The organism is Amycolatopsis sp. WAC 01376 (assembly GCF_003947415.1).
Lineage (GTDB): Bacteria > Actinomycetota > Actinomycetes > Mycobacteriales > Pseudonocardiaceae > Amycolatopsis.
This window is the reverse complement of the sequence record NZ_QHKL01000002.1, coordinates 1,422,033-1,446,088: the sequence shown is the minus strand read 5'-3', so window position 1 is coordinate 1,446,088 and position 24,056 is coordinate 1,422,033. Positions and strand designations below refer to the sequence as shown.

At 68.5% G+C, this 24,056-nt stretch carries 28 protein-coding genes; 7 read left to right on the top strand and 21 right to left on the bottom strand.

What is annotated here, in order from left to right; all coding sequences use genetic code 11:
* Positions 1–2: 2 nt before the first annotated feature.
* Complete coding sequence (locus DMH03_RS16140; RefSeq protein WP_125792750.1) at positions 3–806, bottom strand: sulfite exporter TauE/SafE family protein; 804 nt, start codon at positions 804–806, stop codon at positions 3–5.
* Positions 807–897: 91 nt separating this feature from the next.
* Between DMH03_RS16140 and DMH03_RS16135 the strand changes: the two genes are divergently transcribed.
* The 3 genes from DMH03_RS16135 (at position 898) to DMH03_RS16125 (ending at position 2,867) form a co-directional block, all read left to right on the top strand.
* A complete protein-coding gene (locus DMH03_RS16135; protein WP_125792749.1) occupies positions 898–1,671 on the top strand; it encodes a helix-turn-helix domain-containing protein in 774 nt (257 codons plus the stop codon).
* 77 nt (positions 1,672–1,748) lie between these two features.
* Positions 1,749–2,525, top strand: a complete 777-nt coding sequence (locus DMH03_RS16130) for an acetoin reductase (RefSeq protein WP_125792748.1) — start codon at positions 1,749–1,751, stop codon at positions 2,523–2,525.
* 18 nt (positions 2,526–2,543) lie between these two features.
* Positions 2,544–2,867 carry a putative quinol monooxygenase gene (locus tag DMH03_RS16125; protein ID WP_125792747.1) on the top strand — a complete coding sequence of 108 codons (324 nt, stop codon included), beginning with the start codon at positions 2,544–2,546 and terminating at the stop codon, positions 2,865–2,867.
* A gap of 54 nt (positions 2,868–2,921) precedes the next feature.
* Here DMH03_RS16125 and DMH03_RS16120 read toward each other — a convergent pair whose 3' ends face one another.
* Entirely contained in the window at positions 2,922–3,737 is an 816-nt protein-coding gene (locus tag DMH03_RS16120; RefSeq protein ID WP_125792746.1) for a DUF1206 domain-containing protein, read from the bottom strand.
* A gap of 87 nt (positions 3,738–3,824) precedes the next feature.
* Positions 3,825–4,274, bottom strand: coding sequence for a hypothetical protein (locus DMH03_RS16115; protein ID WP_125792745.1), 450 nt, complete (start codon positions 4,272–4,274; stop codon positions 3,825–3,827).
* Between the two features lie 108 nt (positions 4,275–4,382).
* On the opposite strand from DMH03_RS16115, the gene DMH03_RS16110 reads away from it, so the two are divergent.
* Entirely contained in the window at positions 4,383–4,967 is a 585-nt protein-coding gene (locus tag DMH03_RS16110) for a dihydrofolate reductase family protein (RefSeq protein ID WP_125792744.1), read from the top strand.
* Positions 4,968–4,989: 22 nt separating this feature from the next.
* On the opposite strand, the gene DMH03_RS16105 is transcribed toward DMH03_RS16110, so the two are convergent.
* Both DMH03_RS16105 and rlmN read right to left on the bottom strand, forming a co-directional pair.
* Positions 4,990–5,262, bottom strand: coding sequence for a hypothetical protein (locus DMH03_RS16105; RefSeq protein WP_125786489.1), 273 nt, complete (start codon positions 5,260–5,262; stop codon positions 4,990–4,992).
* A 32-nt stretch (positions 5,263–5,294) separates the two neighbouring features.
* On the bottom strand, positions 5,295–6,401 hold the full coding sequence (gene rlmN, locus DMH03_RS16100; protein WP_125786490.1) for a 23S rRNA (adenine(2503)-C(2))-methyltransferase RlmN: 1,107 nt from the start codon (positions 6,399–6,401) through the stop codon (positions 5,295–5,297).
* A 165-nt stretch (positions 6,402–6,566) separates the two neighbouring features.
* On the opposite strand from rlmN, the gene DMH03_RS16095 reads away from it, so the two are divergent.
* A complete protein-coding gene (locus DMH03_RS16095) occupies positions 6,567–7,187 on the top strand; it encodes a PadR family transcriptional regulator (RefSeq protein ID WP_125792743.1) in 621 nt (206 codons plus the stop codon).
* Here the strand turns inward: DMH03_RS16095 and DMH03_RS16090 are convergent.
* The gene (locus DMH03_RS16090; RefSeq protein ID WP_125792742.1) at positions 7,124–7,969 is read right to left on the bottom strand and encodes a class I SAM-dependent methyltransferase; all 846 of its coding nucleotides are present in this window, start codon (positions 7,967–7,969) and stop codon (positions 7,124–7,126) included. The two genes, DMH03_RS16095 and DMH03_RS16090, sit on opposite strands and share 64 nt — an antisense overlap.
* Positions 7,970–8,085: 116 nt before the next feature.
* Here DMH03_RS16090 and DMH03_RS16085 point away from each other — a divergent pair, with 116 nt between their 5' ends.
* On the top strand, positions 8,086–8,931 hold the full coding sequence (locus DMH03_RS16085; RefSeq protein ID WP_125792741.1) for a VOC family protein: 846 nt from the start codon (positions 8,086–8,088) through the stop codon (positions 8,929–8,931).
* A gap of 40 nt (positions 8,932–8,971) precedes the next feature.
* Here DMH03_RS16085 and DMH03_RS16080 read toward each other — a convergent pair whose 3' ends face one another.
* From DMH03_RS16080 to rpsB, 6 genes are all read right to left on the bottom strand, one after another.
* Positions 8,972–10,483 (bottom strand): carboxylesterase/lipase family protein, encoded by a 1,512-nt coding sequence (locus DMH03_RS16080; protein ID WP_125792966.1) that lies wholly within the window; start codon positions 10,481–10,483, stop codon positions 8,972–8,974.
* Between the two features lie 82 nt (positions 10,484–10,565).
* Positions 10,566–11,480 carry a phosphatidate cytidylyltransferase gene (locus DMH03_RS16075; protein WP_125792740.1) on the bottom strand — a complete coding sequence of 305 codons (915 nt, stop codon included), beginning with the start codon at positions 11,478–11,480 and terminating at the stop codon, positions 10,566–10,568.
* Positions 11,480–12,037, bottom strand: coding sequence for a ribosome recycling factor (gene frr, locus DMH03_RS16070; RefSeq protein ID WP_125786495.1), 558 nt, complete (start codon positions 12,035–12,037; stop codon positions 11,480–11,482). The genes DMH03_RS16075 and frr overlap by 1 nt, the downstream gene beginning before the upstream one ends.
* 51 nt (positions 12,038–12,088) lie before the next feature.
* A complete protein-coding gene (gene pyrH, locus DMH03_RS16065) occupies positions 12,089–12,832 on the bottom strand; it encodes a UMP kinase (RefSeq protein ID WP_005154669.1) in 744 nt (247 codons plus the stop codon).
* 92 nt (positions 12,833–12,924) lie between these two features.
* Positions 12,925–13,749, bottom strand: coding sequence for a translation elongation factor Ts (gene tsf, locus DMH03_RS16060; protein WP_125792739.1), 825 nt, complete (start codon positions 13,747–13,749; stop codon positions 12,925–12,927).
* Positions 13,750–13,842: 93 nt separating this feature from the next.
* Complete coding sequence (rpsB, locus tag DMH03_RS16055) at positions 13,843–14,727, bottom strand: 30S ribosomal protein S2 (RefSeq protein ID WP_125792738.1); 885 nt, start codon at positions 14,725–14,727, stop codon at positions 13,843–13,845.
* Between the two features lie 382 nt (positions 14,728–15,109).
* Here rpsB and DMH03_RS16050 point away from each other — a divergent pair, with 382 nt between their 5' ends.
* Entirely contained in the window at positions 15,110–15,715 is a 606-nt protein-coding gene (locus DMH03_RS16050) for a murein hydrolase activator EnvC (protein WP_125792737.1), read from the top strand.
* A 412-nt stretch (positions 15,716–16,127) separates the two neighbouring features.
* Here DMH03_RS16050 and DMH03_RS16045 read toward each other — a convergent pair whose 3' ends face one another.
* The 9 genes from DMH03_RS16045 to rplS all read right to left on the bottom strand — a co-directional run bounded on the left by DMH03_RS16045 (position 16,128) and on the right by rplS (position 23,945).
* Entirely contained in the window at positions 16,128–16,976 is an 849-nt protein-coding gene (locus DMH03_RS16045; protein ID WP_125786499.1) for a FliA/WhiG family RNA polymerase sigma factor, read from the bottom strand.
* A 107-nt stretch (positions 16,977–17,083) separates the two neighbouring features.
* Positions 17,084–18,079: a tyrosine recombinase XerC gene (locus DMH03_RS16040; protein WP_125792736.1), complete on the bottom strand. Its 996-nt coding sequence runs from the start codon at positions 18,077–18,079 to the stop codon at positions 17,084–17,086.
* 105 nt (positions 18,080–18,184) lie between these two features.
* Positions 18,185–19,324 carry a DNA-processing protein DprA gene (dprA, locus tag DMH03_RS16035; protein WP_125792735.1) on the bottom strand — a complete coding sequence of 380 codons (1,140 nt, stop codon included), beginning with the start codon at positions 19,322–19,324 and terminating at the stop codon, positions 18,185–18,187.
* Positions 19,321–20,832 carry a YifB family Mg chelatase-like AAA ATPase gene (locus DMH03_RS16030; RefSeq protein WP_125792734.1) on the bottom strand — a complete coding sequence of 504 codons (1,512 nt, stop codon included), beginning with the start codon at positions 20,830–20,832 and terminating at the stop codon, positions 19,321–19,323. The genes dprA and DMH03_RS16030 overlap by 4 nt, the downstream gene beginning before the upstream one ends.
* Positions 20,833–21,219, bottom strand: coding sequence for a YraN family protein (locus DMH03_RS16025; protein WP_125792733.1), 387 nt, complete (start codon positions 21,217–21,219; stop codon positions 20,833–20,835).
* A gap of 238 nt (positions 21,220–21,457) precedes the next feature.
* Positions 21,458–21,781, bottom strand: coding sequence for a DUF2469 domain-containing protein (locus tag DMH03_RS16020; RefSeq protein WP_003096226.1), 324 nt, complete (start codon positions 21,779–21,781; stop codon positions 21,458–21,460).
* On the bottom strand, positions 21,778–22,557 hold the full coding sequence (locus DMH03_RS16015) for a ribonuclease HII (RefSeq protein WP_125792965.1): 780 nt from the start codon (positions 22,555–22,557) through the stop codon (positions 21,778–21,780). The genes DMH03_RS16020 and DMH03_RS16015 overlap by 4 nt, the downstream gene beginning before the upstream one ends.
* Positions 22,558–22,615: 58 nt before the next feature.
* Positions 22,616–23,545, bottom strand: a complete 930-nt coding sequence (gene lepB / locus DMH03_RS16010) for a signal peptidase I (protein ID WP_125792732.1) — start codon at positions 23,543–23,545, stop codon at positions 22,616–22,618.
* A gap of 31 nt (positions 23,546–23,576) precedes the next feature.
* Positions 23,577–23,945, bottom strand: a complete 369-nt coding sequence (gene rplS / locus DMH03_RS16005) for a 50S ribosomal protein L19 (protein WP_125792731.1) — start codon at positions 23,943–23,945, stop codon at positions 23,577–23,579.
* Positions 23,946–24,056 lie beyond the last annotated feature (111 nt).

The window sequence follows — 24,056 nt, the reverse complement described above, 5'->3', positions numbered from 1 at the left end:
CACTAGCGGACTACGATCGCGATCAGCGCGGCGGCGAGCAGAGCGAGGTACGCGATCGCGTGCGCGCGGTCCGGGATCCGGCCGACCACCCGGCGCGTCACGGCGATGGTCGGCAACGAGCCGCACAGCAACGCACCCGCGGCCACCAGGTCGATGTAGCCGAGGTGGGCGGTGCCCGAAGCCGTGCCCGTCGCCGCGAAGGCGTAGACCGCAGTGCCGATCACCGCCACCGGCAGGCTCAGGGGGTTCGCCAGCGCGGCCGCGTCGGCCATCGGCAGGCCCTTGCGCCGCATGAGCGGGACGGTCAGCACGCTGCCCCCGACCCCGAGGAAGCTCGCCACGGCACCGATCCCGGTCCCGCCGGCGGTGGTGGTGAGCCCGCCGAGCGCACGCGGCCGGATGTCGTCCCGCCTGCTCACGAACCCCTTCCTGGCCAAGCTGTCGGCGATGGTCAGCGCGAGGTAGGCGACGAAGAGCCAGCGCAGGACACTCTCGTCGGCCACGGTGGCGGCGAAAGACCCGAGCACGGCGCCGAGGCCGATGAACGCGATGAGCGGCCACAGATAGTCGCGGCGAAGCCGCCCTGTCCGCAGTTGGGCGAGGGTCGCGCTGCCGGCGTTGACCACCATCACCGCGGTCGAGGTGGCCACCGCCACGTGCATCGCGCCCAGGGCGTGATCCGGTTCGGCGAGCGCGAAGGCGTAGACGACGGGCACGGTGATGAATCCGCCGCCGAATCCGAAAAGGACGGTGGTGACGCCGCTCAGGCAGCCGAACCCGAGGAGCACCAGGATCTCGATCAGCACTCCTTCGACGGTAGGCGCCTCCGGCGCGGCGGGCATTCGAAAGAGTGCCAGTTTCTTTCGCCGATCGGACACCCGGCGTAACCTCGGTGAGGTGCGTGACATCCCCATCGACGAGGTCGACCAGCTCGACCGCGCGGTGGTGGCGATCCGCACCGATTACCCACCGGGGCACCGGATTCCCCCGCATCGGCATCGGCGCGCGCAATTCCTCTACAGCGCGACGGGATCGATGCGGGTCGAAACGGCCGACGGCACGTGGACCATCCCGACCCTGCGCGCGGTGCTCGTCCCGCCGGAGACCACCCATCAGGTCTTCACGACCACCGTGAGCACCCGCAGCCTGTACATCGAGCCGAAGGCGGTGCCGTGGTTCCCGCGACGCTGCCAGGTCGTCGAAGTCTCCGCATTGCTCCGGGAACTACTGAACGAGGCCGTCGCCGTGCCGGAGTTGTACACCCCGCGTGGGCGGGACGCCGCGGTCATCGGCCTGACCCTGCACGAGATCCGCCGCTCCGCCCCGGTCCAGCTCGATCTCCCACTGCCGAAGCACGAACGGCTCCGTGCGCTGTGCGAGTCCTTTTTGGACCATCCGGACATCCATGAGCCGGTGAACGCCTGGGCTTCCCGGCTGCACGTCAGCGAGCGGACACTGAACCGGATGTTCACCGCCGAGACCGGGATGGGATTCGCCCGCTGGCGGCAACGGGCCTGCGTCCTGCATTCGCTGTCGCTGCTTTCGGACGGCCGTCCGATCGCCGGCATCGCCGCCTCGCTCGGCTACGAAAGCCCGGCCGCGTTCTCCACCATGTTCACCCGGCTGCTCGGCACGTCGCCGAGGGACTACCGCGCCGCTGTCTCAAAGTGAGACACGACACCCCTCCCCTGCTTTCTCCCGCGCCCCTACCTTCCGTTCAAGCCCAGGCGAACAAGGGAGTTCAGCGCATGAGCAAGAACGTACTCGTCACCGGTGCGGCACGAGGGATCGGAAAGGGGATCGCGCTCCGGCTCGCCGCCGACGGGCACGACGTCGCGGTCAACGACGTCGCCGCCAACGAGGCGGAACTCGAGGCGGTCGCCAAGGAGATCCGCGAAGCGGGACGACGCTCCGCGGCGGTCACGGCGGACGTTTCCGACCCGGCGTCGGTCACCGCCATGGTCGGCGAGACCGTCGGCGCGCTGGGTTCCCTGGACGTCATGGTCGCGAACGCGGGGATCGCGCAGGTCCTCCCTCTGCTCGAAGTGACCCCGGAGGACTGGGACCGGATGATGGCCGTCAACGCGCGCGGCATGTTCCTCTGTTACCAGGCCGCGGCCAAGCAGATGATCGAACAGGGCGACGGCGGCAAGATCATCGGCGCGGCGTCCATCGTCGCCCATCGCCCGTTCGCGTTGCTCGGCCACTATTCCGCGTCGAAGTGGGCGGTGCGCGGGCTGACCCAGGCCGCCGCGATGGAATGGGCGAAGCACGGCATCACCGTCAACGCGTACTGCCCGGGTATCGTCGGGACCGCCATGTGGGACCTCATCGACGAGAAGCTGGCGGAGTCGGAAGGAATCCGGAAGGGGCAGGCGATCGAGAAGTATTCGAACCTGATCCACCTCGGCCGGGTCTCCGTTCCCGAGGACGTGGCGGCGTACGTGTCGTACCTCGCTTCCCCGGATTCCGATTACATGACCGGCCAGTCGGTGATGATCGACGGAGGAATCCAATTCTCCTGAGCAGGAAGTAGGACGATCATGATCTTCATCACGGCGAAGTTCCGGGTCCGTCCCGAACACGCGGACCGGTGGCCGGAGATCGCGCGCGATTTCACCGAAGCGACCCGCGCCGAACCCGGTTGTCTTTGGTACGACTGGTCTCGCAGCCTCGACGACCCGAACGAATACGTGCTCGTCGAGGCGTTCCGGGACGACGACGCGGGCGCGGCCCATGTCGGTTCGGAGCATTTCCGCACGGCTCAACGCGAACTGCCGCAATACCTGGCCGAAACACCGCGGATCGTCAACGCGAAGGTGGATCAGGACGGCTGGTCGGAATTGGGCGAACTGGCCGTCGAGTAGATTCCTTCTCCCGCCTCGGTTCCTTGTCCGGGCCGAGGCGGGAAAGGCCGGTTCTCAGCCCCGTTGCGCCCGTGCCGCCCCGAGGCAGTACGCGCCGAAAGCCGCGACCCCGATGGCCACCACGATGAGCAGCACCGCGCCGAACGGCTGGGCCGCCAAGGTCCGCAGGGCCGCGTCGAGCCCACCGGAACGAGACGCGTCGTGCGTCAGCGCCGCGTATCCCACCAGCACCGCGACCATGCCGAACACGACACCCCTTGCCACATAACCGATCCTCCCGAGCCGCTCCACCCACCGCCGGGTACCCGACGGGAGCCGCGAGAGGTCGAGATCCTGCTCGAAGGTCCGGCGTACGCCCTTCACCACCGAACCCACCGCGACGCCGAACACGATGACGGCCACCACGGTCACCAGCAATGGCCCGGCGGGCAACGCCAGCAACCGCGCGGTGAACTCCTGCTGCTTCTGGTCACCGCTGCCCTGCTGCCCCGCGCCCGCGGCGACCCGGGCCGCGTAGACGCCCAGCGAGATCCCCACCAGGCAACGGACTCCGGACGTCACCCGCTTGACGGTGCGGGTCCGCTGCTTGCCGATCCAGGTGTAGCCGACCGCGGCCAGCAGCGCCTGCCACAGGCCGTATGCCACCAGCCCCGCCGCCAGAATCCACAACAGCACGCCGCCCACCGGGGTCGAACCGACCTCGGTGATCGCGCCCCGTCCGTCGGCCTCCTGGCCGCCACCGTCGACGGCGACCCGCACCGCCAGGTACCCGATGAGCAGGTACACCAGGCCGTAGCAACCCATCCCGATCCGTCCGAGCAACTGGACGGCCTTGTTGTGGCGCACCTGTCTCGCTTCGGTCGCGGACATCCGGTCCACCTCCTTCGGTGTCTTCAACCGAGTGTCACGGCCGAAGGCGAAGAACGCCGGGTGACTGGTCCGTCCGGCCCAGTGCGCCTAAGTGAGGACCCAGTCTCCCGTGTAGCGGTGCCTGCCGAGCCCGACGGCGTCGAACTCGTCGAAGTGATCGCCTTTGACCACGCCGAGCCACCGAAGCGCCTGAGAAATCGGACTGCCGCCGGAGTCGTCCTCAGCCGAATGCAGCGGCCCGAGGACTGTCTCGCCGCCGTCCCACACCTGTACGGACTGCGTCCCGGTGCCGCCGAAGTACTCGGCTTCGACGTACGCCACGGCACCGCGCCGGGAGCACTCGGCGAGAAGCCGATCGAAGCCCGCGGGCGCGGTCCAGAATTCGCCGAAGGCGGGCACTCCGGCGTCGACCAGCACTTCGGTCAACGGCAGCAGTGACAGGTGCTGTCCGAGCGCGACGAGGCGCGCTCCCTGGATCGAATCGAGCAGCTCATCGCGTGCGGACTCGGTGACGATGACGGCTTGCAGGCTGTACACGTCCGCATCCTGTCACTTCGACGACGCCCGGCAGGTTTTTTCGCGGCGATGTCGAAAACCGCCGGGCCCGTTCGTCGCCAAAGTAAGAGACACCATCGAAGGAGCATCATGACCGCGACTTACACGTTCGACGTCTTTTCCACCCTCGACGGCTACGGCTCCACCACCGGCGATTGGGGCGGCTACTGGGGCAAGCAGGGCCCCGAGTTCCTCGAACACCGCCTCGGCCTGTACTCCGAGCGGCAGCGGATGGTGTTCGGCGCCACCACGTTCCGCGCGAACATGGAGATGCTGAGCGCGGACGTCGTGGCGACCGAGGCACTGGACCCGTGGGTCACCCGGATGAAGCACCTTCCGGCGACGGTGGTGTCGACCAAGCTGCGGGAACCGCTGGACTGGCCGGACGCGACGCTCGTGAGCGGTGACGCCGTCGACGTCGTCGCCCGGCTCAAGAAGGAGTCCGACGTGCCGTTGCGCTCGCACGGCAGCCTGGCGATGAACCGGGCGTTGATGGCCGCCGGTCTTGTAGACCGCCTCCAGGTGACCGTTTTCCCGGTGATCACCGGGAAAACGGGTGCCGGCTCGCTCTTCCGGGGCGCGGCCGACTTCGACCTCGAACTGCTCGAGAGCCGGACGTTCGACGGGCGCGTCCAGGAGCTCGTTTACCGGCCCACCGTGCACGAATCGAGCTGATCGTCCACAGTGGACTGATCGGTCAGCGGCCGAGCCAGGGCGCCAGCAAGGCTTCGAGGTCGGCATCCGAAAGCGCGTACGGCCCGCCGTGGAACTCGTGCCACCGCGAAGCGTCCCGCGCCGCCATGTACTCCACCTCGAACGCCCGCATCAGGACGTAGGTGAAGGTCACCGAGCTGAACCGATCGCCGAGCAGCGTCCTGGCCTCGCGCGCGACACCGGTCGCGCCATGGCCGATCACATCCGCGAGCTTCAGCTCCTCCGCAGCCGGGTCCAACAGGCTGGGGGCATACATCACGACAGTTTCTCCATCACTGAAAGGAAAACTCAGTTCTCGGCGGCGAGCTGACCGCAGGCCGCCGCGATCTCCTGGCCACGCGTGTCACGCACCGTGCACGCCACTCCGCCCGCGTTCACCAGCCGGACGAACTCCCGCTCCACCGGCTTCGGCGAGGCGTCCCACTTCGAACCCGGGGTCGGGTTCAACGGGATCACGTTCACATGGACCAATTGTCCCAGGTGCTGGCGAAGCCGCTTCGCGAGCAGCTCGGCCCGCCAAGGCTGATCGTTGATGTCCCGGATCAACGCGTACTCGATCGACACCCGCCGTCCGGAGGTGTCCGCGTAGTACCGGGCGGCGGACAGCACCTCGTCCACCGACCAGCGCTCGTTGACCGGCACCAGCGTGTCCCGCAACTCGTCGTCCGGCGTGTGCAGCGAAACCGCCAGCCGCACCTGCATCTTCTCGTCCGCGAGTTTGCGGATCGCCGGGGCGAGGCCCACCGTCGACACCGTCACCGAACGCTGGCCGATCCCGAGCCCCTCCGGCGAGGGATCCGTGATCCGCCGGACCGCCGCGACCACCCGCTTGTAGTTCGCCAGCGGCTCGCCCATGCCCATGAAGACGATGTTCGACAGACGGCCGGGGCCGCCGGTCATCAGTCCGTCGCGCATCACGGCGGCGGCGGCGCGGACCTGGTCGACGATCTCCGCGGTCGAGAGGTTCCGGTCGAGGCCGCCCTGCCCGGTCGCGCAGAACGGGCACGCCATGCCGCAGCCCGCCTGGCTCGAGATGCACAGGGTCGCGCGATCCGGGTAGCGCATCAGCACGCTCTCCAAGAGCGTCCCGTCGTGCGCGCGCCACAGGGTCTTGCGGGTGGTGCCGTCGTCGCAGGCGAGCGCCTTGATCTCGGTGAGCAGCGGCGGCATCAGATCGGCGACGAGCTTCTCCCGCGACGCCGCCGGGATGTCGGTCATCTCCTCGGGGTTCACCGTGAGCCGCGAGAAGTAGTGGTTCGACAACTGCTTCGCACGGAACGGCTTCTCACCCAGCTCGGCGACGGCGGCGGCCCGCTCGGCGGCGGTGAGGTCGGCGAGGTGGCGCGGCGGAAGGCCGCGCTTGGGCGCGTCGAAGACGAGAGGGAGGGCAGTCATAGCTCAACCATTGTCCCATGTCCACCTTCGACGCACCCGAGCCGCCCCGGTTCACCGCATCCACACAAGCCTCTGAGACCCAACTCACACCAGAAGGGTTGTCGATACGACTGGTTCCGATATATCGTAAACATGTCGGAACAGTACGTAGAGAGGATTCACATCATGCGACGACGACCTTTCCCTCCAGAACACGGCCGTCCCGCCTTCGGGCCTTGGGCACGCGGCGGCTTCGGCGACTTCGCCCCGGGGCCGGGCGGGCCGGGACATCGGCACCGGCACGGCCGTCGCGGCGGCCCCGGCGGCAGGCGCGGCAAACGCGGTGACGTCCGCGCCGCGATCCTCGCGCTGCTTTCCGAGCAGCCGAGGCACGGGTACGAGATCATCCGCGAGATCGGCGAGCGCAGCGGCGGCTTCTGGAAGCCGAGCCCCGGCTCCGTCTACCCGACCCTGCAGATGTTGGCCGACGAAGGCCTGGTGATCAGCAAGGACGAGAGCGGCAAGAAGCTGTTCGAACTCACTGATTCCGGCCGCGCCGCGGCCGAGCAGCAGGACGCCGTCCCGCCGTGGGAGCAGATCGCCCACGACGTCGACCCGGCCGAGGTGAACCTGCGCAAGGCGGCCGCGACCCTGGCCGCGGCGGTCGCGCAGGTCATGCACGCCGGCAGCGAAAGCCAGCAGGCCCGCACCGTCGACGTGCTCAACGAGGCACGCCGGACGATCTACGGCATCCTCGGCGAGGCCGAGGACGGTACTCCGGAGGCGTCCGCCGAGGACGCGGAGTGACCTGGTACGACGAGGCCGGTGGGCTTGGTGCGCGTGTGCACGCGATAGCCCACCGGCAGCGTCATCCGCTTTTCCCCGGCAGCTGACGAGACCTCGTTGAGACGCCGGATCTCCGCGATCGCCTTCTCCGCGACCGGGGCGCTGAACTCGATCTTCAGCACGGCTTCCATCGCGGCGGCGTCCTCGAACAGCCACCGCGTCGGCACCTTGCGGCAGTCGAAACCCTGACGGTCGAAGAACTTCTCGACCCCGGGCGGGTCGTACCGCGGCAGATCCAGCCGCATCCAGCGTCCGTAGGGCTCGCTCGCCACATCGAGATCCACGATCATCAAGGTCCCGCCAGGCCGCAGCACGCGCTCCGCTTCGCGAAGACCAGGTTCACAACCAGGGCCGAAGAAGTACGCGGTGCGCGCATGGACGACGTCGAAAGCCGCGTCCGGCAAGGGAAGCCGCTGCGCACGACCTTGCCGCACCTCGACGTTCGGCAGTTCCCCCGCCCGGTTCCGCGCGTCGCGCACGAGTGGCTCATGGGGTTCGATCCCGATCACCGACCGCGCCGTCGCGGCGAACCGCGGCAGATGGAACCCGTCACCGCAGCCGATGTCGAGGACGTCCTCACCGGACCAGTCGCGACACCCGGCGAGGACGCGCCAGATCTCGTCGTCGACGTCCTGCGCGCGGTTCTCGACCTCGTAGGCCTTTTGGTAGTACCAGATGTTCGGACTCGGCAACACCTCGTCGCCGCGGCGGCGGGAGGAGACAGCTCGGGGAAACCAGCGCACGGAAGCTCCAACGACGGGACACCGGGCTGGGTTCCATGCTCATCCGGGTCGAAATCTTTAACGGAAACAATGCGGTCAGCGACTAGACTTTACTCCCACCGGAAAGGGAGAACCGCATGTCGCTCGGCTCGGCCGCCCAAACTTCCGTCATCCCTTCAGGAATCCCGTGCTGGATCGAGCTCGCGTGCAGAGACGAAGCGGCCGCACAAGCCTTCTACAGCGGGCTTTTCGACTGGGAGTTCACCGTCCAGCGTGATCCGGCGACGCCGACCGGCCGGTACTCGATCGCGACACTGAACGGCGTTCCCACCGGTGGTCTGTACCGCGCGGGCACGGACGGGCCGACCGGCTGGAGCGTGCACATCTCGGTTTCCCAGGCGGCCGCGGCCGCCGAATGGGTCGACAGTCTCGGCGGCCGGGTCACGCTCGGCCCGATGGCGATTCCCCATCGCGGCAACATCATCCACGCCATCGACGCGTGCGGCGCACACGTCGTCTTCTGGGAGCCGCCCGCCACCTGGCAGTTCGCGACCGGGGTGCCCAACACCTTCAGCGGCGCGGATCTCAACACCCACGACGGCGCGGCAGCGGATCATTTCTACTGCCGCCTCTTCGACTACACCAGCCACCAGATCGGCGATGGCGCGTCGCTCGACTACGCCGAATGGCTCATCGAGCACGAACCGGTGCTGTACCGGTACGTGATGGGTTCGGAATACCGGCCGGACACGCCCCCGCACTGGATGGTCTACCTCGGACTGGATCCGGCGCGCGGCGCGGACGCCGCGGCGGGGCAGGCCCTGATGCTCGGCGGCGCCGTCGTGGTCCAGCCCTACGACACCCCGTACGGCAGGATGGCGATCCTCGCCGACCCGGACGGTTCGGTGTTCGCGGTGATCGACCACTCCCGGGCCACCGAGGGCTGGGGCACCGCCGAAGTCGACGATCCGTACGACGACTGAAACGAAGAGCCGGGGCGACGACGTCACCCCGGCTCTTTCGTCAGAGTCCCGCCCAGAACCCGCAGTCGTGCACGGCCACGAGGTCGACCGGGCCGATCCGGCCCGGCGCCAGCGACTGCGTCCGCGGCGAGGGACGCCACTTCGGCAGTTCCCCACCGTTCGGATTCCCGGTGCGCGCGAACGCGGTCCAGTACTGAATCATTTGCGCCGCGAGTTCCTGCTGCGCGGGCGTCAATTTCGCCGGAAAGCCAGCCAAATCAGACAAATAAGCTAATTCGGATCCATGCGCGGCGCCGGAACGCATTCCCGGCGGAGCGGGGAAAAGCGGCGGAGCGTCCCGGTCGGCGAACTCGTAACCGAAGGTACGCGTGCGCTCGCGCAACAACCGCTCGGTCCCCACCTGCGGGCAACCCCAGATCCGGTCGGTCATCGCGTCCGCGAACGCCATCGCCGGGCCGCCGTGCTTCGCCGACGGGTACCGGGCGGCGACGAGCGGCGCCTTCTCCTTGAACGCGGTCCGCAGCAGCTCTTGGTAATGCTCCTCGGTGAACGGCTGCCCCGGGAACATGGAGACGAACAGTCTCGCCTCGTCCCTGGTGACCCCCGTCAGCACCGGGACGCGGGCGAAGTGCCCCGCTTTCAGCGCGTCGGCGGGATGTTCGGGCAGCAGACCGGTGCCGAACGCGGGGGTCCCGATCGGCTGGTTCACCAGATCCTTGGCCGGAAGCCGCCGCATGCAGGCGACGTCGGCGCAGCCGAGTTTCCCGGCCCCTTCGGCACCTATCGCTTCGACGTCGGCGCGGGGCAGGTACGGCGAGCCTGCGGGCACGCTGGGGAAGAACCCGCCGTCGGGCCAGGTCAGCGTGCACGGGCCGCTTTGGATGATCGCGCGGTGGAACAGCCCCGCGGCCGAAGGAGAGGCCAACTGGGCGCAAGTGCTCATCGCACCGGCGGATTCGCCGAACAACGTGACGTTCCGGGGATCTCCGCCGAAGGCACGCGCGTTGCGCTGCACCCAGCGAAGGGCGGCCTGCTGGTCCTGGAAGCCGAAAGCACCGGAATCGCGGCCGAGTTCCGGATGCCCGAAGAAGCCGAACACACCCAGCCGGTAGTTCACGGTCACCACCACGACGTCCCCGCCGAGGGCCATGCGCTTGAAGTCGTAGTCGCTGCCCGCGCCGGAGGTGAAGCTGCCACCGTGCACCCAGACCATCACCGGACGCGGTTTGCGCGACGGCCCCGCCGGGCTGATCACGTTGAGGTACAGGCAATCCTCGGCGTCGCTCGCCGGCGAACCGAGGCCGGCTCCCTGCGCGCATCGAGGCCCCGGTTCGGTCGCGTCCCGCACGGCGGTCCACGGCTCGGGGCTCCGCGGCGGCGCCCAGCGCAGGTCGCCCACCGGCGGTGCGGCGAACGGAATGCCTTGGAAACTCCGGTATTCGCCGGTACTCACGCCGCGAACGGGGCCGGAATCCGTGCGGACGACCGGGCTCGTGCCCGCTTCCGCCGCGGTCGTCGTCAGGGCGCCGAGCGTCACCACGCTCAGTGCCATGGCCAGAAGTCGCTTACTCATCCGTTGAGTGCGCATACTCCGACCTTGGCCCAGCGCTACGGGCTTGTCACCTGCGTTTCGGCTAAACGGGGACGAACGCCGAGAGCAGCAACCAGGAGACGACGGCCGAGGGGAGCAACGAGTCGAGGCGGTCCATCAGCCCGCCGTGCCCCGGCAGCATGTTCCCCATGTCCTTGACCCCGAGATCACGTTTGATCAGGGACTCGACGAGATCGCCCAGCGTCGCCGTGCACACGATCGCCGCGCCGAACAGCACACCCTGCCAGGCATGGCCGTCGAGCAGCAGGCTCAGGGTCAGCGCGCCGGCGACCACACCGGCCACGAGCGAACCGGCGAAACCTTCCCAGGTCTTCTTCGGGCTGATGCTGGGCGCCATCGGATGCTTGCCGCCCAGTACACCGGCGATGTAGCCGCCGGTATCCGAAGCGACGACGCCGATCATGAACGCCAGCACCCGGCCGACGCCGTCCTCCGGCGGGACGAGCATCGCGGCGAAGGCACCGAAAAGCGGGATGTACGCGACGGCGAAAACAGACGCGCTGATGTCGCGCAGATAGCCGTCCGCCCCGCCGGGCAACCGCCACAGCAGGCAGACGAGCACCGTCAGCACGAACGCAGTCAGCGCGCCTTCCCGGCCATACGGCCACGCCAGCCAGATCATCGCCTGACCGCCGACGAGCACCGGGACCAGCGCGATCCGGATGCCCGCCGCGCGCTTCAGTGCCCCGGCCAGCTCGATCGTGCCGACCGCGATCGCGATCGCGATGATGCCGATGAACAAAAAGCGGACGGTGAGCAGGGACGTGACAATCGCCGCCCCCAGCAGCAACCCGACCCCGATCGCGGCGGGCAGGTTGCGGCCGGCGCGGGAAACCTTCTGCGCCGGTTCCGGCACGGTTTTGGAATCCGGCGCTGTGGCCGGAACCGGTTCCGGGTTCTCCACCCGGTCCTCGCGTTCCTCGCTCACCTGGCTCATCAGACCTCGAGTAGCTCGGCTTCCTTGTGTTTCACCAGCTCGTCGACTTTGTGGCTGTACGTGTCGGTGAGGTTCTGGAGTTCCTTCTCGGCGTGGACGACCTCGTCCTCGCCCGCCTCGCCGTCCTTCTTGATCCGGTCGAGCTCTTCCTTGGCCTTGCGGCGGACGCTGCGGATCGAGACGCGGGCGTCCTCACCCTTGGCCTTGGCGACCTTCACCATCTCCCGGCGGCGCTCCTCGGTGAGCTGCGGGATCACGATGCGGATCACGTTGCCGTCGTTGCTCGGGTTGACGCCGAGGTCCGACTCGCGAATCGCCTTCTCGATGGCGTTGAGCGAGGTCTGGTCGTAGGGCTTGATCAACGCCATCCGGGCTTCGGGGATGTTGACGCCCGCCAACTGGTTCAGCGGGGTCGGCGCGCCGTAGTAGTCGACGACAACGCGCGAGAACATCCCAGGGTGAGCCCGGCCGGTGCGTACCGACGACAGGTCCTCCTTGGCGACGGACACCGCTTTTTCCATCTTCTCCTCGGCGTCGAGGAGGGTCTCGTCGATCACGGCAACTCCCGTAGTTGTGTATTCGTACCGATTGCGAAGGTCAGGGCAGGACTACGCGGGCACCCCGTCGGCGGGGGTGTCGACCAGGGTGCCGATCCTCTCACCACTGACCGCGCGGGCGATGTTCCCCTCGGTGAGCAGATTGAACACGATGATCGGCATGTTGTTGTCCATGCACAGGCTGAACGCGGTGGCGTCGGCGACCTTGAGGTCCCGTTCCAGCACCTCGCGGTGACTGATCTCGTGGAACATCTCGGCCGTCGGGTCGCTCTTCGGGTCCGCGGTGTAGACGCCGTCGACGGCCTTCGCCATCAAGACGGCTTCGCAGCCGAGTTCGAGCGCGCGCTGCGCGGCGGCGGTGTCCGTCGAGAAGTACGGCATGCCGACCCCGGCGCCGAAGATGACGACACGGCCCTTCTCCAGGTGGCGCTCGGCGCGGCGCGGGATGTACGGCTCGGCGACCTGCCCCATGGTGATGGCGGTCTGCACGCGCGTGGGCAAGCCCTCCTTCTCCAGGAAGTCCTGCAGCGCAAGACAGTTCATGACGGTGCCGAGCATCGCCATGTAGTCCGCGCGGTCGCGGTCCATGCCGCGCTGCGACAGCTCCGCGCCGCGGAAGTAGTTGCCACCGCCGATCACGACGGCGATCTGCACGCCCGTCCGCGCGACGTCGGCGATCTGCTGAGCGACCGAGTGCACCACATCCGGATCAACCCCGATGGAACCGCCGCCGAACATCTCGCCGCCCAGCTTCAGCAGCACCCGCCGGTATCCGCCTTCGACCCGGACACCCATGTCGCCCTCCCTAATGCTCTGAACCCGACTGTGCCCCGTCCCCGATGGACGGAGACGGGGCACAGTGGTGATTCTTGTGTTCCGCGCCTGGATCAGGCCTGGCCGACCTCGAACCGGGCGAACCGGCTCACGGCCACGCCGGCCTCGTCGAGCAGGGCCTTGACGGTCTTCTTGTTGTCCTTGACCGACGGCTGCTCGAGCAGGACGTTGTCCTTGTAGTACGCGTTGACCTTGCCCTCGATGATCTTGGACATGGCCTGCTCCGGCTTGCCCTCTTCGCGGGCGGTCGCCTCGGCGACGCGACGCTCGTTCTCGACGATCTCGGCAGGCACCTCTTCGCGGGTGAGGTACTTGGCCTTGAGCGCGGCGACCTGCATGGCGGCGCCACGAGCGGCCTCGGCGGCGGCCTCGCCCTCACCGGTGTACTCGATGAGCACGCCGACGGCGGGCGGGAGGTCGGCACCGCGACGGTGCAGGTACGTGGTGGTGGTGCCCTCGTAGGCGGCGACACGGCGCAGCTCGAGCTTCTCACCGATACGGGCGGCCAGCTCCTGGACCTGCTCGTCGACGGTCTTGCCGTCGAGCGAGGCGGCCTTCAGCTTCTCGACGTCGCTGGTCTTCTCGGCCTTCGCGACCTCGACGATCTTCGCGGCGAGGGCCTGGAAGTCCTCGTTCTTCGCGACGAAGTCGGTCTCGGAGTCGAGCTCGATCAGCACGCCGCCTTCACCGGCGACGAGGCCCTCGGCGGTGGCGCGCTCGGCGCGCTTGCCGACGTCCTTCGCGCCCTTGATGCGCAGGAACTCGACGGCCTTGTCGAAGTCGCCGTCGTTCTCTTCCAGCGCCTTCTTGCAGTTCATCATGCCGGAGCCGGTCAGCTCGCGGAGACGCTTCACGTCTGCGGCGGTGTAGTTCGCCATCGTGGGTGTGTCCGTCCTTTTTCAGGTACGAGAAAAGTCTTTGGGGAAGTCACCCGTGGGGCCGCCCGGAGGCGGCCCCACGGGCTGGGTGCATCAGGAGGAGGCGGTGGCCTGCTCGGCCGGAGCCTCGGTGGGGGCCTCGGCGGGAGCCTCGGTCGCGGCGGCCGCTTCCTTGGCGTCCGCGGCGGCGGTCTCCGAGCCGGCGAGCAGCTCCTTCTCCCACTCGGCCAGCGGCTCGTCCGTGGCGACGCCGGCCTCGGGCTTGGCGTCTGCGGAGGAACCGTTGCGGCTGGAGCGGGCCATCAGACCGGCGGCGGCGGCCTCGGCCACGACCTTGGTCAGCAGCGCGGCCGAACGGATCGCGTCGTCGTTACCCGGAATCGGGTAGTCGACCTCGTCCGGGTCGCAGTTGGTGTCCAGGATCGCGACGACCGGGATGTTCAGCTTGCGAGCCTCGCCGACGGCGATGTGCTCCTTCTTCGTGTCGACGATCCACACGATGCTCGGCACCTTGGCCATGTCGCGGATACCGCCGAGGGTCTTCTCGAGCTTGTCCTTCTCACGGGTGAGCGTGAGGATCTCGCGCTTGGTCAGGCCGGCGAAACCACCGGTCTGCTCCTGCGACTCGAGCTCCTTCAGGCGGAGAAGACGCTTGTGCACCGTCTGGAAGTTGGTCAGCATGCCGCCGAGCCAGCGCTGGTTCACGTAGGGCATGCCCACGCGCGAGGCCTCGGAGGCGATGGCTTCCTGAGCCTGCTTCTTCGTGCCGACGAACATGATGGTGCCGCCGTGCGCGACGGTTTCCTTGATGAACTCGTACGCACGGTCGATGTACGTCAGCGTCTGCTGCAGGTCGATGATGTAGATGCCATTGCGCTCGGTGAAGATGTAGCGCTTCATCTTCGGGTTCCACCGACGAGTCTGGTGCCCGAAGTGCACGCCGCTGTCGAGCAGCTGCTTCATGGTGACGACGGCCATTGCCGGAATCAACCTCTTCTGTGTCGTGCGCGCCCGGCTCCGCCGGGACGCGCTTGCTCGGTTCGTCGCTCTCGGCCGGGTGGCCGATCGCCCTGGTGCCGATGCTCGGGCCCGGACCCGGGAGTGAAGTGATTCCAGGGACCGCCGGGCCGTGTGCCCCCGGCTGTCCTGACCCTCCGTGAGGAGATCGGCCATCGGGGGCGCGCACGTGCACGCGAAGTCAGTCCGCTGACGCGGACCGCGCAAAAGAGTCTACTCCCTGTCGCCACCGGGTACCGCACCGGCAGCCCCTGATGAGAGGGGTTGTCCACAACCGCCTCGGTTATCCACAGATTTCCCCGGCCCGCCCCATCCGCCTCACGTCTCCCCCAGCCTGGAACACATGACGATGACGAGCTGTTCCCGCCCTGTCACCAGGCATTCCTTCGCGATCGACCGCACCGGCGGCAGGCACCGCCGCCCGGGGCACCCTCGGCGTCTTCCCCTCCTCGCGATCTTCGCGACCGTGCTCGCGATCTTCGCGTCGGCGGCGATGCCGGGGACGGCCAGAGGCGCGCCCACACCGCAAGGACGCCTCTCCTGGCCGCTTTCCCCGGCACCGAGCGTCACCAGGTACTTCGAGCCGCCCTCGACGCCGTACGGCCCCGGTCACCGAGGCGTCGACCTCGCCGCGGCACCGGGCACGAACGTGCTCGCGGCCGCCGAAGGGGTGGTGATGTTCGCCGGTCAGGTGGCGGGCCGCGGAGTGGTTTCGATCGATCACGACGGAGGCCTGCGCACCACCTACCAACCACTCGCCCCGACCGTCACCGCGGGTGACCAGGTCTACCGGGGTCAGGTGCTCGGAACACTCGCGGCAGGCCATCCGGGCTGCCCGGAGCCGGCGTGCCTGCATTTCGGCGTCCGGAAGGGCGAGGAGTACGTCGATCCACTCGCCCTGATCGGCGAACCGTCCGAGATCCGCCTCAAACCGTGGGAAGGAGACTGAGCCGACTGTTTCGGAAGGTCCCCGCTCGTGGCCTGGTTTCGTCCTGGCGTGGCCCTGCTTGCTCGTGCCGCTTCTTCCGCAGATGGCGCGATTCGCGTGTCCAGGCACGGGACACGCGTGACTGGGAGCGCACACGCCGGGACCGGACTCCGCAGTGTGATCCGGCTGGAAACACGAGTCGTCTGCCCAAACACACGCGGCGTCCGGCGGGACACACGTGTCGTCCGTCCAAGCACGCGTGTCGTCCGGCTGAGCACATGTGTCGTCCGCTGCCAGCAGGAGCATCGACGCGATCGCAAGGGAAGGGGCTTGTAGTGCGGCGCGGGCGTTGGGTCTTCGCAGCCCACCCGAAGCGAACCGGCGAACCTGGACAGGCTGCGACTCAGCTGAGCGTCGCGGAGCAGGACAGTGGCTAGGCTTGCTCGACCAGTTTGGCGCGCAGCCGCATGACGGCGCGGGTGTGCAGCTGGCTGACCCGCGATTCGGTGACGCCGAGGACTTTGCCGATCTCGGCGAGCGTCAGGCTCTCGAAGTAGTAGAGGCCGACCACGATCCGGTCGCGTTCGGTGAGCTGGGCGATGGCCTGCGCCAGCTGGCGGCGGTTGTCCTGGTCGACCAGGACGGCCACCGGGTCGACGGCACCGTCGTCGGGCAGGGTGTCGACCAGCGAGCCGCTGTCCTTGCCGGCGGCGACCAGGTCTTCCAGCGCGATGACGCTGGTCAGTTGCATCTGGCCGTAGAACTCGCGCAGGTCGTCGACGCTGATTTCGAGCTCGGCCGCCAATTCGGCATCGGTCGGGGTGCGGTTCAGCCGGGCGCCGAGGCGTTCCAGGGCACGCTCGGCCTCACGGGCCTTGCTGCGCACCGCCCGGGGAACCCAGTCCTGGGAGCGAAGGTCGTCGAGGATCGCGCCGCGGATGCGCTGCATGGCATAGGTCTCGAACCGCAGACCCCTGGCGGGTTCGAACTTCTCGATCGCGTCGACCAGGCCGAAGATCCCGGACTGGATCAGGTCACCGACGTCGACATGGGTCGGCAGCCCGGTGCCGACCCGGCCCGCGACGTACTTGACGAGCGGGGCGTAGTGCAGCACGAGCCTGTCGCGCACCATCTGGTCCGGCGACTCGGTGAACTCCCGCCACAAGGCCTGGATTCCGGCGTCCACCTCGTAGCTGGTCCGCGCTTCGGGCGCGACGGCAGGACCGTCGCCGCCGGGACGGTGTTTCCCGGCGGCTTCGGTGACATGTGGGTCGGCGGTCATCGGACCGCCGTTCTCAGCATGCGACTCAGAGTGGTCTCCGTGCTCGTGCGGATGCGCGTGCGCCGTCGGTTCGGGCTGCCGGGTCTCCTGCCGAGTCCTCCCCGGCATCATCGGGCCCGGGGGTGCGCGCGGTCGTGGATCGCCTTCAGCCGATCGACGGTCACATGAGTGTAGAGCTGCGTTGTAGCCAGCGTAGCGTGACCAAGCAGTTCCTGAACGCTTCGAAGATCGGCGCCGCCTTCGAGCAGATGAGTGGCTGCCGAATGCCTCAGGCCGTGAGGTCCCATGTCGTTCGCGCCCGGCACCGAGCCGACGGCGTCGTGGACGACCCGGCGGGCCGCCCGCGGATCGAGCCTGCCGCCTCGCGCCCCCAGGAAGAGCGCCGCTTGCGTCGGCCCCTTCGTCTCGACTGCGAGCTTTCCCCTGCCCTCGTCCAGCCACAGCCGCAAGGCCGCTTCGGCGGGGACACCGAACGGCACGACACGTTCCTTGCCGCCCTTGCCCAGCACGAGCACGACCCTGCGGGAGAAGTCGACGTCGCCCACATCGAGCCCGCACAGTTCCGAGACCCGCACACCGGTCGCGTAGAGCAGTTCCACGATGGCACTGTCCCTCAAAGCCACCGGGTCGCGCTGTTCGGCACCGGCGGCTGAGAAGCGCATGACGTCACTGGCCTGCTCCGCTCGCAGGACCCCGGGAAGCTTGCGGTGCGCGCGCGGCGCCACCAACCGTCCGCCCGGATCCGACGCGAGCGCCCCACCTCGGTGAGCCCAAGCGGTGAAGGTGCGGGCTGCCGCCGCTCGCCTCGCGAGTGTCGTCCGGCTGGCGCCTTCTTCGCGTTGCCGGGCGAGCCAGCCACGCAGTGTCCCGATGTCGAGATCGGAGAACCGGCCGCCGTTCCCGTCCACGAAACCCATCAGCGACACCACGTCGCCGAGGTAGGCCCGCACCGTATGCGCGGACAGCCCGCGTTCGAGCGAAAGATGCCGCTCGTAGTCGTCGATCAGCTTCCGGACAGGCTCCGGCAGCGCGGCACGGGCGGCGCGCAGATCGGGTCTGCGGGCGCGTTTCCCCGTGCCGTGAGGACCTTCGGTCGACGGCATGCCGATCACGCTGCGCGATGTACGACGGATGGTCAAGTATCGCCGCACCCTGTTGCGGTGTCCGTGGTCGGATCGTGCCGGGATGGCGTCTCAGGTGTAGGCCAGTCAGGTCTTGGCGGCCCGTCTTCGCCACCCTGCGTCACTCCTTTCCGCGAAGCCGTCGAGTTCCAGTTCCGGAAGCAGCGAGCGGACGCGCTCGACCGGGATCCCGGACTCGGCCGCGATCCGTTCCTCGGGTCTCGCCGACCGGTCGGACAGCGCGTCGTGCACTCGCAGCGCCTCCGGCCCGAGCCGATCGGTGCGGCGGCGAGGTTTCGACGGATCCGCGCCCGCCGACCCCAGCCGTCCGGCGGTCTCGAGGATCTCGTCGACCGAGGTCACCAACGTGGCCTCACCTTCGCGGATCAGCGCGTGACACCCCGCGGACATCCCCGACGACACCGGCCCCGGCATCGCCATCACGACCTTGCCGAGGACCCCTGCCGTGGTCGCGGTGTTCCGCGCGCCGCTGCGCCTGCCCGCCTCGACCACGACAGTCCCTTCCGTGAGTGCCGCGATGAGCCTGTTCCGCACGAGGAAGCGATGCCTGGCGGGTGAGGTGCCCGGCGGGTACTCGCTGACCACCGCGCCGGTCTTCGCGATGCTGCGCAACAAGGTCGCGTGCTGTGCCGGATAGCCGACGTCGACCCCGCAGCCGAGCAGAGCGACCGTCGTCCCGTCCGCGCTCAACGCGCCCCGGTGGGCCGCGCCGTCGATGCCGTACGCCGCCCCCGAGAACACCGGGATCCCCCGGCTCGCGAGGTGATAGCCCACCTCGGCCGCGTTGTGCTCGCCGTATCCGGTCGCCGCGCGGGCACCGACTACCGCGATCGCCTGGTCCACGGCCTCGTCGAGCCTGGCCGGACCGCGTACCCACAGCGCCGGCGGAGGTGCCACACCGGAGACGCCCCTGCGCTGGGCCACGGCCAGGGAAAGCAACGGCCAGGCAGGCCATTCGTCGTCTTCCGGGATGACGAGCCTGGCCTCATCGGCCGCCGCACGCTCCAGATCCCGCTCGGCGTAATCGTGCGCCCGCCTCGCGGACGTCTCGTCGCGCACCTTCGGCGGGCACTGGGCACGCCTCACTCGTTCCGCGGCGACTACAGGGCCGTGTTCACCGATGAAGCCTGCCAAGGCTGGCGCCGGAGGCTCGGCGACGCGCAAAAGGTACGACCGCGCGATCCGCTCGGCCTCGAATTCACTCATCCGGATGACCTCTCCCTGAAGTTCAGGGCCGCCGCGACCTCATCCGCCTCCGGCTTGTCGGCGCCCTTCAAATCGGCGAGGGTCCAAGCGATGCGAAGGCAGCGGTCCGCGCCGCGCGCGGTGATAGCCCCTCGTTCCAACGCGCGGTCCAGCAGCGCCGTGACCTGCGGCGGCAGAGCGAACTCCCGACGCAGTGCCGGACCCGGCACCTCCGCGTTCGTCAGCCAGCCCTGGTCCATCCAGCGTTTTCCGGCCCGCTCGCGTGCTTCCAGGACCCGTTCCCGGACGGCCGCCGACGCTTCGGGCGGCTCGCTCAGGTGCGCGCTGAGCGCGGAAAGCGGACGCAGCCCGACCCTCAGATCCACCCGATCGAGTAACGGTCCGGACAGCCGGCCCAAGTACCGCCTTCGCACGGTCGCCGAACACATGCAGTCGGCGTCTTTCGCCGGGGCGCACGGACAAGGATTGGTCGCCAGCACCAATTGGAAGCGTGCCGGGTACCGCACAGAGCCCTTCACCCGCGCGATCCGCACTTCGCCCTCCTCGAGCACTGTGCGAAGCGACTCCAGCCGTTCCGGGCCGAATTCGCATACCTCGTCGAGGAACAGGATCCCCCGGTGTGCCCGGCTGATGGCGCCGGGCACGGCCAGCCCGCTGCCACCGCCGATCAGCGCGGGGACGCTGATCGAATGATGCGGCGCGACGAACGGCGGCACGGTGACCAGCGGTTCGGACCGCGATAGCGATCCGTCGATCGAGTGAACCGCCGTCACCTGCAACGACTCCTCGGCGGACAGGCGCGGGAGGAGGCCGGGAAGGCGTTTCGCGAGCAGCGTCTTGCCTACCCCGGGAGGACCGGTCATGAGCAGGTGATGACCACCCGCCGCGGCCACCTCCAAGGCCCACCGCGCTTCCGGCTGTCCCACGACGTCGGCGAGGTCGGGTACCCGCGGCGGCTCCTGGATGACGGCCGGCTCGGGCCGGGTGAGCTCCCCTTCACCCTTGAGCCAGTCCACGAACTCACTCAGCCGGGTTACCCCGCCGACCTCCAGCCCGTCCACGAGAGCCGCTTCGAACAGCGACTCGGCGGGGACGACCGCCCGCCGGTATCCGGCGTTGCGCGCCGCCAGCAGCCCCGGCAGCACGCCGCGGACGGCCCGTACCCGGCCGTCGAGGGCGAGTTCGCCGAGCAGCACGGTGTTGAGCAGTTTGGTGGCCGGGACCGACCCTGTCGCGGCCAGGACCGCGGCCGCGATGCCAAGGTCGTAACCGGATCCGACTTTCGGCAGGTTCGCCGGGGAAAGGCCGAGGATCACCCTCTCGTCCGGCCACGTCCGCCCCGAATTCCGGACGGCCGAGCGGACCCTGTCCTTGGCTTCTTTGAGTCCGGTGTCGGGCAACCCGACCATCGTCACCTTCGGCGAGCCGCCGCCGATGTCGGCCTCGATCTCGATCATCCTGCCCTCGACCCCGAGCAGCGCGACGGACCAGGCTTTCGCCAGGGCCATTCAGAACGCCGCCTTGATATGGCGCACCTGCGGCCGGGCGTCGGGCCGGGCGACGATCGCGATGATGTCGTAGCGGACCGGGCACCAGCGGAGCATGAAAGCGCGCTGCCACTGGTGGGCGAGACGGCGGATGCGGTCGGCCTTGTCCGGGGTCACCGCCTCGGCGGGAGTGCCGAAGCCGACCCCCGTCCTCGTCTTCACCTCGCAGAAGATCAGGCGTTTCTTGTCCGTCGCGACGAGATCCAGTTCGCCGTCACGGCAACGCCAGTTGCGGCTCAGTACGACATAGCCCGCCTTCTCCAGATGCCGGACCGCGAGTTCCTCGCCCCACCGGCCCAGCTCGATGTGCGATGCCCCAGTGGACGGCTGTTCGGCCGTGTTCATCATCTCGATCCCCCTCAGCGATCGTCACAGTGCGTGTGCGATCAACGCTGCCAGGGTGAGCGGGTGCCGAACAGGCTCAATTCCGGCGCCTGTGGACAACTGGGGTGTTGTGGATGGTTCGGCCGTCGCGGAGGCTCACCGGACGGAATCGTCGGTGGCCTGTGCTAAGCGCCCCGCGAATACATGAAGGCCCCCTTCACGTGCCTGAACACGATGAAAGGGGCCTTCAGTAGACCGAAGATCAGCCGGAGAACGGCCCGTCTTCCGGCAACCGGAGATCCGGCTTGTCGAGTTCCTCGACGTTGACGTCCTTGAACGTGATGACCCGGACGTGCTTGACGAACCGTGCGGGCCGGTACATGTCCCAGACCCACGCATCGGACATGCGGACCTCGAAGTACACCTCACCGCCGCCGTCGCGCACCTGCACGTCGACGGCGTTCGCCAGATAGAACCGCCGCTCGGTCTCCACCACGTACGAGAATTGGCCGACTATGTCGCGATACTCGCGGTAAAGCGAGAGCTCCATCTCGGTCTCGTACTTCTCGAGATCCTCTGCGCTCATGAAATCCGCGCCCCTCCTCGCGATTTTGCTGCTGTTCCAGCGGCGGAGCGTTCATTGTTACCCACGTACGGGCCGAGGGCACGTATCGGCACGCTCGGGTTTTCCAGTGCCGCGACGGTGAGCACGACCGGGTGAGGCGGCCGCACCCGGTGTGCGGCGGCCGCGGTGGCCACGTTCGCGTACGACCAGCGATGGACCGGACTCGGACCGTGAGTGTTCAGCGCGGCGCTGTGGTCGGTGGTGCTGTACCCCTTGTGCACGTCGAAGCCGTAATGCGGGTGGACGTCGTGCAGGTCGCCCATGATCCGGTCGCGGGTGACCTTGGCCAGTACGGACGCCGCCGCCACGCAGGCGACGGCCTTGTCACCCTTGATCACGGGGGTGCTCGGGGCAGGAAGCCCGGAGACGCGGAATCCGTCGGTCAGGACGTAGCCCGGCGTGGTCCGCAGCGCCGAAACCGCACGTCGCATGCCTTCGAGGTTCATGACGTGGATGCCGAACAGGTCGACCTCGGGCGCCGGGATGACGATGACCGAGTAGTCGACGGCACGCTGGACGACCCGGTCGTAAACCCGGTCGCGGGCCTTGGCCGTGAGCACCTTCGAATCGGTGAGCTCGGGCAGCCGCGCGGCATCGCCGGGGCGCAGCACACAGGCGGCCACGACGAGCGGGCCGGCGCAAGCACCGCGCCCTGCCTCGTCGACACCGGCGACGGGCCCGAGGCCCCGCCGGTCCAGCGCACTCTGCAACCCCCAAAAGAGGTCGCCACGCACCACTGCCCGCGGCGGCCGAAGCGGCTCGGCCGGTGTGAGCGGTACAGGAACTCTCAAGGCCTTACCGCCTCCGGTCGACCGCCTTGCGCACTCCGGACGACATTCGCCTGCCGAGGAAGACCACGGGCCACGCCGCGGCGACACCGACACCCAGGGGAAGACCCTGCTGCCATGCGGGCGCGCCGAGCGCCAGCGGCTGGGCGTTCGCCTGCGGGTTGTGGTCCGAAACGCCACCCCAGCGGCCGGGCGGGAGCACGATGACGCGCGCCTTGCCGATGATGTTGTCGACCGGTACCGCGCCGTTGACGCCACCGCCGCCCTGGAAGCGGGAGTCGCTCGAGTTGTTGCGGTTGTCGCCCATCACCCAGACGTATCCGGCGGGCACCTTGACCGGCTCGAACGTCTTCTCGGTGGGCGCCATGCCCTCTTCCCAGTGGACGTACGGCTCGTCGAGCGCCTTGCCGTCCACGACCACGCGGTTGTTGTCGCAGCACTGCACCGTCTGGCCGCCGACCGCGATGATCCGCTTGACGAAGTCACGCTCGTCCGGCGGCGCGAACCCGATCAGGGATCCCAGCGCGCGGAAGCCGCTGACGAAGATGTTGCTGGACTCCGGCGTGTCGATCTCGCCCGCCCACGCCGGCGGTCCCTTGAAGACCACCACGTCGCCGGGGCCGGGATCGGTGAAGTCGTACGTGATCCGGTCGACCAGGATCCGGTCTCCCGTGCATCCCGCGCAGCCGTGCAGAGTGGACTCCATGGACCCCGAGGGGATCATGTAGACCTTGGCGAGGAACTGCTGGATCAAGATCGTCAGCACGAGCGCGACGACGATCAGGATCGGCAGTTCCTTCCAGAACGACCGCTTCTTGTTGACCTTGCCGAATTTCTTGGACCCGGACCGGCCCCGTCGGGAGGCCCTGGTCGGGCGCTCCTCTTCGGGGCGATCGGGCTCATCTTCGGACGTGTTCTGTGACACGGGTTCGACCACGACGCCAGGTTACCTGTAACCGCGAGGCTACTCAGGAAGCGGAGGTCTTCTCGCGGTTTTCGCGGCGTTCCTTGATCTTGGCGGCCTTGCCGCGCAGCTCGCGGAGGTAGTACAGCTTCGCCCGGCGGACGTCGCCGCGCTTGTAGACCTCGACCTCGGCGATGTTCGGCGAGTGCACCGGGAAGGTGCGCTCCACGCCGATGCCGAACGACACCTTGCGGACCGTGAAGGTCTCGCGGATGCCGCCGCCCTGGCGACGCAGCACGACGCCCTGGAAGATCTGGTTACGCTCGCGGTTGCCCTCGATGACGCGGACGTGAACCTTGAGCGTGTCGCCCGGTCGGAAGTCCGGGATGTCGGAACGCAGTGACTGCGCATCCAGCGCGTCCAGGGTGTTCATCGGTGGTCCGTCCTCGTCTTCGTATGGCTTACGTGCAGCTTGGGCGCGCAGTATCGGGACTGCGACCTACCCGGGGGCTGATGGCGTTCCGGACGAGCTCGAATCTCTTAC

Bases quoted from the DNA above. Each gene is read 5' to 3' on its own strand.
- DMH03_RS16110 (WP_125792744.1), top strand. From the start codon at position 4,383: ATGACCGCGACTTACACGTTCGACGTCTTTTCCACCCTCGACGGCTAC.
- rlmN (WP_125786490.1), bottom strand. From the start codon at position 6,401: ATGACTGCCCTCCCTCTCGTCTTCGACGCGCCCAAGCGCGGCCTTCCG.
- dprA (WP_125792735.1), bottom strand. From the start codon at position 19,324: ATGAGTGAATTCGAGGCCGAGCGGATCGCGCGGTCGTACCTTTTGCGC.
- DMH03_RS16030 (WP_125792734.1), bottom strand. From the start codon at position 20,832: ATGGCCCTGGCGAAAGCCTGGTCCGTCGCGCTGCTCGGGGTCGAGGGC.
- rplS (WP_125792731.1), bottom strand. From the start codon at position 23,945: ATGAACACCCTGGACGCGCTGGATGCGCAGTCACTGCGTTCCGACATC.
- DMH03_RS16045 (WP_125786499.1), bottom strand. From the start codon at position 16,976: ATGACCGCCGACCCACATGTCACCGAAGCCGCCGGGAAACACCGTCCC.
- DMH03_RS16075 (WP_125792740.1), bottom strand. From the start codon at position 11,480: ATGAGCCAGGTGAGCGAGGAACGCGAGGACCGGGTGGAGAACCCGGAA.
- DMH03_RS16095 (WP_125792743.1), top strand. From the start codon at position 6,567: ATGCGACGACGACCTTTCCCTCCAGAACACGGCCGTCCCGCCTTCGGG.
- DMH03_RS16040 (WP_125792736.1), bottom strand. From the start codon at position 18,079: ATGCCGTCGACCGAAGGTCCTCACGGCACGGGGAAACGCGCCCGCAGA.
- tsf (WP_125792739.1), bottom strand. From the start codon at position 13,749: ATGGCGAACTACACCGCCGCAGACGTGAAGCGTCTCCGCGAGCTGACC.
- DMH03_RS16080 (WP_125792966.1), bottom strand. From the start codon at position 10,483: ATGGCACTGAGCGTGGTGACGCTCGGCGCCCTGACGACGACCGCGGCG.
- DMH03_RS16085 (WP_125792741.1), top strand. From the start codon at position 8,086: ATGTCGCTCGGCTCGGCCGCCCAAACTTCCGTCATCCCTTCAGGAATC.
- DMH03_RS16105 (WP_125786489.1), bottom strand. From the start codon at position 5,262: ATGTATGCCCCCAGCCTGTTGGACCCGGCTGCGGAGGAGCTGAAGCTC.
- rpsB (WP_125792738.1), bottom strand. From the start codon at position 14,727: ATGGCCGTCGTCACCATGAAGCAGCTGCTCGACAGCGGCGTGCACTTC.
- DMH03_RS16050 (WP_125792737.1), top strand. From the start codon at position 15,110: ATGACGATGACGAGCTGTTCCCGCCCTGTCACCAGGCATTCCTTCGCG.
- DMH03_RS16130 (WP_125792748.1), top strand. From the start codon at position 1,749: ATGAGCAAGAACGTACTCGTCACCGGTGCGGCACGAGGGATCGGAAAG.
- DMH03_RS16125 (WP_125792747.1), top strand. From the start codon at position 2,544: ATGATCTTCATCACGGCGAAGTTCCGGGTCCGTCCCGAACACGCGGAC.
- DMH03_RS16020 (WP_003096226.1), bottom strand. From the start codon at position 21,781: ATGAGCGCAGAGGATCTCGAGAAGTACGAGACCGAGATGGAGCTCTCG.
- DMH03_RS16120 (WP_125792746.1), bottom strand. From the start codon at position 3,737: ATGTCCGCGACCGAAGCGAGACAGGTGCGCCACAACAAGGCCGTCCAG.
- DMH03_RS16025 (WP_125792733.1), bottom strand. From the start codon at position 21,219: ATGATGAACACGGCCGAACAGCCGTCCACTGGGGCATCGCACATCGAG.
- pyrH (WP_005154669.1), bottom strand. From the start codon at position 12,832: ATGGGTGTCCGGGTCGAAGGCGGATACCGGCGGGTGCTGCTGAAGCTG.